Source organism: Catenulispora sp. GP43, from assembly GCF_041260665.1.
Classification (GTDB): Bacteria; Actinomycetota; Actinomycetes; order Streptomycetales; family Catenulisporaceae; genus Catenulispora.
In genome coordinates this window covers 96,207-102,676 of sequence record NZ_JBGCCT010000041.1, presented here as the reverse complement: position 1 = coordinate 102,676, position 6,470 = coordinate 96,207, and the positions used below count along the sequence as shown (strand labels likewise).

Annotated in this window: 6 protein-coding genes; 1 reads left to right on the top strand and 5 read right to left on the bottom strand. The window is 71.2% G+C overall.

What is annotated here, in order from left to right:
* Window positions 1–224: 224 nt before the first annotated feature.
* Window positions 225–1,214, bottom strand: coding sequence for a helix-turn-helix transcriptional regulator (locus ABH926_RS47975; RefSeq protein WP_370374085.1), 990 nt, complete (start codon window positions 1,212–1,214; stop codon window positions 225–227).
* Between the two features lie 89 nt (window positions 1,215–1,303).
* On the opposite strand from ABH926_RS47975, the gene ABH926_RS47970 reads away from it, so the two are divergent.
* On the top strand, window positions 1,304–2,500 hold the full coding sequence (locus ABH926_RS47970; protein ID WP_370374084.1) for an MFS transporter: 1,197 nt from the start codon (window positions 1,304–1,306) through the stop codon (window positions 2,498–2,500).
* A gap of 442 nt (window positions 2,501–2,942) precedes the next feature.
* On the opposite strand, the gene ABH926_RS47965 is transcribed toward ABH926_RS47970, so the two are convergent.
* The 4 genes from ABH926_RS47965 to ABH926_RS47950 all read right to left on the bottom strand — a co-directional run bounded on the left by ABH926_RS47965 (window position 2,943) and on the right by ABH926_RS47950 (window position 6,443).
* Window positions 2,943–3,623, bottom strand: coding sequence for a TetR/AcrR family transcriptional regulator (locus tag ABH926_RS47965; RefSeq protein ID WP_370374083.1), 681 nt, complete (start codon window positions 3,621–3,623; stop codon window positions 2,943–2,945).
* A gap of 54 nt (window positions 3,624–3,677) precedes the next feature.
* A complete protein-coding gene (locus tag ABH926_RS47960; RefSeq protein ID WP_370374082.1) occupies window positions 3,678–4,739 on the bottom strand; it encodes a redoxin domain-containing protein in 1,062 nt (353 codons plus the stop codon).
* A 101-nt stretch (window positions 4,740–4,840) separates the two neighbouring features.
* Window positions 4,841–5,431, bottom strand: coding sequence for a PolC-type DNA polymerase III (locus ABH926_RS47955; RefSeq protein WP_370374081.1), 591 nt, complete (start codon window positions 5,429–5,431; stop codon window positions 4,841–4,843).
* A 46-nt stretch (window positions 5,432–5,477) separates the two neighbouring features.
* Entirely contained in the window at window positions 5,478–6,443 is a 966-nt protein-coding gene (locus tag ABH926_RS47950; RefSeq protein WP_370374080.1) for a YdcF family protein, read from the bottom strand.
* Between the last annotated feature and the right edge of the window lie 27 nt (window positions 6,444–6,470).

Below are 6,470 nucleotides of genomic sequence, written 5' to 3'. Positions count from 1 at the left end.
TTGCTGTTCCTGCCGTTCATCCCCGGCCTGCGGTCGGTACCGCGGGTGCTGCCGGTGTACCGGCTGATCTGGCGGGAGCACTACCGGAAGCAGAAGCAGGCGCAGGCGACAGAAGCCTGATTCGGGTCGGAGACGGGACCGGCCGCGGTGCGCGCCTTCGGGGCGTGCGGCGCGGCCGGTTTGCGGCGTAGGCAGTTTGCGGCGTGGGCAGTTTGCGGCGCGTGCTAGGCCATCTCTTCCATCGCCCGACGGGTCGAGGGATCGGCGGGGTGACGCGCGAGCAGGTGCAGATCGGGGTTCTCGGCGGCGATGAGCTTGGTCTGCCGGAAGGTCAGCGGACCATGCCGCGGATGGATGAACCGCTTGAGCGCGGGCGTGAACGCGGCGATGTCGTGCCGGTCCCAGCGGCGCGGGAAGTCGGGGTCGGCGGCGGTGACGTCGGCGAGGATCTCGGCGAAGCGCGGGTCGCCGACGTGCCGGTCGGCGGAGGCCCGGAACTGGGCCAGGACGGACCAGGCCTCGGCTTCGAAGTCCTTGAGGAGCTCGCGCATGCCCGGCCAGCCGAAGTAGAGCCAGATCATGTTGCGACGCGCCGACGGCAGGTGGTCCAGGCCGCCGTAGAGGGCGGCTTCGGCATCGTTGTAGGCGAGGATGTCCCAGTGCAGGTCCAACAGGCACGCCGGCACCGGGGCCAGCGCGGCGACCGTGGCGCGCAGATGCTCCCCGACCACGGGACAACCATCGGCGGCGGGGGCCTGCAACGCGCCGGCGTCGCTCTCCCCAGCCAGCTCGAAGACGTGGCGGCGTTCGGCGGCGGTGAGACGCAAGGTGGCGGCCAGCGCGTCGAGGACCTGGCGGGAAGCGGCGATCGGGCGGCCCTGCTCGAGCCAGGAGTACCAGGACACGCTGACGCCGGACAGCAGCGCGACTTCCTCGCGGCGGAGGCCGGGAGTGCGGCGGCGCGGGTTGGGCTTGGCAGTGCGCGGTCGGCCGGCGCTGGAGTCGGTGCCGGCACCGATGCCTCTGCCGACACCGCTGGCGACACCGACATCGCTGCCGCTGCCGCTGCCGTCGCTTAGCGCAGGGCGAGCATCGGCTTTCCTGCTCAGGCCGAAGTCGTCCGCGAGGCCCACGTCTGCCGGAGTGAGGCGTTCGCGGCGGGAACGGAGGAAGGCGCCGAGCGCGGCCCGGCGCTGCGCGTCGTGATCGTCCATGGCACGGCCAGCCTATTAGTTCTGGTCACAGGATGAAGCGTGAGCGTTTGCCGGGCATTTCAGCGGTGGCGCGGCCGGATGATCGGAAGGTGACTTCCACCCTCGCCGCCGGTGCGGAAACCGGACGCGTCCCCGCCCACACCGACATGCGCGTGCCGGTGCCGCTCACCGTGGCGGCGTTCACGGCCAACTTCGACCGGTTCGCGGTCGGGCCGATTCTGGTGACGATCGCGGCGGCGATGCACACGCCGCTGTCGTCGACCGTCGCGCTCGCGAGTGGCTACGCGCTGGCGTACGGACTGTCGCAACCGGTGTGGGGGATCTTGTCGGACCGGATCGGGCGTCTGGCGGTGGTGCGGATCGCGCTGAGCATCGCGGCGATCGCCGGGCTGGCCTCGGCAGTGGTGCCGGGGATGGCGCTGCTGACGGTGTGTCGGTGCGTGGCGGGCTTCGCGTTCGGGGCGGCGGTGCCGTCGTCGCTGAGCTTCGTGGGCGACGCGGTGGCACCGGAGCGTCGGCAGAACGCGCTCGCGGATCTGATGGCGGCGCTCGGACTGGGCAGCGGACTGGCCGCCCTTTTCGCGGGCGTGGTGGCGCACTGGCTGAGCTGGCGGCTGGTCTTCGCCGTACCCTCGCTGGTCGCGATCACCGCGGTGGTGCTGTTGCGCGGGGTCGGGGAACCGGAGCGTGCGACGGTCGGGGGCTTGGGCGAGCAGATCGGGGCGGTGCTGCACGCGCCGTTCGCGCATGTGGTGACGGCGCTGGGGATCGTGGAGGGCGCGGTGTTGCTCGGCGGTCTGACGTTCGTAGCACCGGCGTTGCAACATCGAGGACTGTCATCGACAGCGGCCGGCGCACTGACCGCGTTGTACGGCGCCGCGACGCTCGCCTTCACCCGCGCGGTGAAGGCACTGGCCCGGCGGGTGCCGCCCCACGGCCTGGCGGCGATCGGCGGGGCGGTGGTCGTGGTGGGCTACGGCTGCGCGGCGATGGCGCCGGGGGTGGCGACGTACGCGCTGGTGGCGGCCCTGTTGGGCGCGGGCTGGGCGTTCCTGCACTCGACGTTGCAGGCCTGGGCGACCTCGGTGGTGCCGCAGGCGCGCGGGACGGCGGTGTCGTTCTACGTGGCGGCGCTGTTCGTGGGCAGCGCCTTGGGGGCGGCGCTCGGAGGCGGGGCTGCGGCGCATGGGCAGTACGGGACGGTGTTCGGGGTGTGCGGGCTGGCGACGGTTCCGCTGACGGCGGCTGTGGTTTTCGGGCGGCGGCGGTTTGTGGCTCGGGGCTAGGCGGGACGGCGATAACCCGGGTCCGCCGCGATGCGGTACTGGCGGCAGGGACGGCAAGAGTGGCGCCACCGGGCCGGAGTCGAGGCAGCACCATAGTTGGCGATGCCGGCGGCCGTGGCCGGGGCAGAAGCTGGCGCTGCGGAGGCTGGCTCGAAGCACCCGAGGTCGGGCTGTGCCGGCGGCCGTGGCTGGGGCCGCAAGAGGTTGCGCTTCTGAGGCTGGAGCCGGGGCGGCAAAGGCTGTCGGGTCGGTCGAGAGGCGGCAAGAGGCTGGCGGCGCTGAGGCAGGCTTCGCGGAGCGGCTGGAGCGGGCCCGGCGAAGGCCGCGGCAAAGGCTGGCGGCGCTGGGGCAGGTTCGCAGAGCGGCTGTGGCTGGAGCGGGACCGGCGAAGGTTGCGGTTGCCGTTGCGGCTGAGGCCGGCGGCTCGGGTGCCGCGCACTCCTCAGGTGGTCGGGGCGATGGGGGCGGGGGTGGTGGCGAAGGCGGCTGCTGCGGCGGCGGTCAGGGTGCGGAAGCGGTCGGGGGCGGTGGGGGCGGGGATGTGGCCGGCGCGCTCGAGGCTGATGACGCCGTGGGCGGCGGCCCAGAGGACTTCGGTGATCTCGGTGGGGTCGGCGTCCGGGCGGAAGGTGCCGGTGTCGATGCAGCGTTGGGCTGCTTCGTGGAGGACGGCGAGGCTTTGGTTGGCTGCTGCCGTGGCTTGTGCGTCGGGGGTGTAGCCGGGGATGCCTTGGCCGTGCATGACGTCGTAGAAGTTGGGCTCCGCCAGGGCGTTCTCGCGGTAGGCGCGGCCGAGGGCGGCGAGGTGTTCGGCGGGGTCGTCGTCGCGGGGGACTGCGTCGAGGTGGCGCTTGAGGCGGGCGAAACCTTCGAGGTAGAGGGCGGTGGCGATGGCTTCCTTGGAGCCGAAGTGCTTGTAGAGAACCATCGTCGAGCAGCCTGCTTCGGTGGCGATGCGGCGCATGGTCAGAGCGGCGGGGCCTTCGGCGGCCAGTAGCCGGGCGGCGACGTCCAGGAGGGATGCGCGCAGGACTTCTTGGCCGCGGGCCTGGGCCCGGGCGTAGACGCCGGGGGCGATCGGCTCGTAGTCGTCGGTGGCGGCTGTCTCAGGCTTCTTGCTCATGTCCGTTTCCCGCTGTCGGTTGTCGCTCCCCCTGGCCGAGCGTCACTGTAGCGATCACTCCCCCGGTGTGCCCTGCCAGTCGGGCAGGGGGCGGTAGATCGGAATGCCCGCGTCGGTCAGGGCCTCGCGGCGTTTGAAGTACTCGTCGCCCATCGGGTCCGTGCCGAGCAGGGGCATCGAGCCGCGCCAGATGGTGACGTCCTCCGGGGCCAGGCGCTCGGCCTCGGCGAAGTGCTCGGCGGCCTCGACGGGGTGGCCGGCGCGGTGGAGCCACAGGGCCAGGGCCGCCTCGGTGCGGGCCTGCTGGTGGGCCGCGGTGACCTGTGGGGCGTGGGCGGCGACGTCGTCGGCGGTCAGGCCGCTGTCGTCGGTGCGGACCCAGCGCCGCAGGGCGGCCATGGCGCGCGCCGAGTCCAGGCCGCTCAGGGAGCGGAAGAGGTCGGTGGCGAACTGGGTGTCGTTGGGGCGGGCGATCCGGCCCCGCTCGTCGATCCAGACCACAGTCGGGACGTTCAGGACCTGGTAGCGGTCGGCGACGGTGCCGTCGGCGTCGATCAGGGCCGGATGCGTCGCCGCCGCCTCGCGGATCCACGGCGCGGCGTCGCCGGGGCGGCGGTCGATAGCCACGCTCACCACCGAGAAGCCCTCGGGGCTCAGCGCGGAGTGCTGGCGTTCCCACTCCGGCAGGTCGTAGCGGCAGCCGCACCACGATGCCCAGAACACCAGCGCCACCTTGCGCCCGTGCAGATCGCTCAGCCGGTGCGCGGTGCCCTCCAGGTCGCGCAGTTCGAAGTCCGGCGCCTCGCCCTCGGCCAGGGCGGAGGCCCGCTCGGCGGCCGACGCGCCCACGGCCGCGACGCCCCGGTCCGGCACGGCCGCGTAGGGGCGGTCGACCAGCGCGGCGAAGGCGGCCAGGTCCACGAGACCGCCGTCGCGCTCGACCCCCTCGGCCACCCGCGCGGGGATGCATATGTCGCCACGGCACCAGCCCTGGGGTTTGCGCTCCCAGCCGAGGGCCGCGGGGACCTCGCTGATCGGCATCAGGACGCTGCCGTCGTCGGACAGCTGCGCGTCGACCGCGACCTCGCGGTGATCGTCCAAGATCGTGAATTTCATGGCGGGCTCCTCGGGGGTGATAACGGCGTCACAAAAACGATAACGCTGTTATCGCGGCTGCGCAACCGATTCGGGCCGGAGCTGCGGAGAAGGTGGAAGAGCTAGTGTGACCTGGACAGGAACAGCTCGCCGAGCTCGGCTCGGGGCTGCGGGACCGCCGCCTGCGGGCGGACCGCCATGCCGCCGACGTTGACCCCGCGCCGCAGGAAGAATCCGAGCAGCCGGGCCGTCGCCAGCGCGTCGCCGAGCGCGCTGTGCGCGTCGGTCAGCTCGACCCCGACCGCCTGGCAGCAGTCCAGCAGCTTGTACGAGGGCCCCGGCAGCATCGCCTGCGACGTCCGCAGCGTGCACGCGCCGCCGGCGATCTCCGGCGAGTGCACGCCGATCCGCGCGAACTGCGTCACCAGGAACTTGGCGTCGAACGCCAGATTGTGCGCGACCACGACCCGGTCCGCGAGCAGCCCGTGCAGCTCCAGGCCGACGTCCTCGAAACGCGGCGCCGGCTCCACCATCTCGCGGGTGATCCCGTGCACCCGCGTCGCCCCGACCCCGCCCTCCGGTCGCAGCAGGCTGTCCCAACTGCCCGTCACCTGCCCGGTGACGTCCACATGCACGATCGCGACCTCCACGATCTCCGCGATCGGAGGCTGGAACCCGGAGGTCTCGACATCGACTACTGCGTATCCGTTCACCAACCCATCTTCGAGGGCGGACACGCACCTGTGTCGAAGGCGCGCCTCAACGCGCGAGCATCACCAAGGACGGCGCCGCGAGGAACGCACAGATCGGCACGTTCACCTTCCAGTAGCGCACGAACACAGCGATGAACTCGCGGATGGTGGCACTCGGCAGGAAGTACGCGGCGGTCGGCGATCCCACCACCTGCGCGGGAACTCCGAGGTCCCGCGCGATCAACGCCGCGCGGTAACTGTGGAAATCGTTCGTGACGACCACACAGCGATACCCCTCAGGCCGGTTCTCCCTCATAAGCGCGGCGCTAAAGAGAAGGTTCTCCTCCGTGGTACTCGACTGGTCCTCTTTGAGGATCCGATCGGCCGGGAACCCAGACTCCACCAAGTAGTTCGCCATCGCTTCGGCTTCGGAGAGCCGCTCGTCCGTCCCCTTGCCGCCGGAGACGATGAGCATCGGACCGAATTGCGGATCAAGGGCTTCGTACACGGCGCGGCCGCGCTCCAGCCGACTCGCCAACAGCGGCGACACCCGCTTCCCACCCATCAGACCGGCGCCGAGGATCACCACGAAATCGGGAGGGCGCCGGATCGGCATCCGCCTATAGAGGAACCCATAGGTGAGGTAGCAGAAGAACAAGAAAGCGAGGTAGCAGACCACGAGCACCGAGGCGGCGGCCAAGGCCGTCAGCACGTGATGCCGGGCCACCAGCGCCGCCACCAACAAGAGCAGCAACGCGATAATGCCGACCCCACAAGCGAGGGAAAGCAGGTTGGCCACTGTCCGTCCCTCTTTGCGCAGCATCGTCATGCCGTTGAGGATCAGGAACGTCACCAGCGCCACCAGACCCAGCACCGGCAGCAGAGCCACCGACACGACGGCCAGCATCCGTCCGTCGCCGGAGGTATGTGTCACCCCGAGAAGCAGACCCAGCCCCAAGAAGGACAGCGTCAGCCCGAGAAACACCGCATTGCGGAACCCGCGCGGGTCGCGCATCACCGAATTGACGAACATGAGGCCGAAAAACGCGGCGAGTAGGTA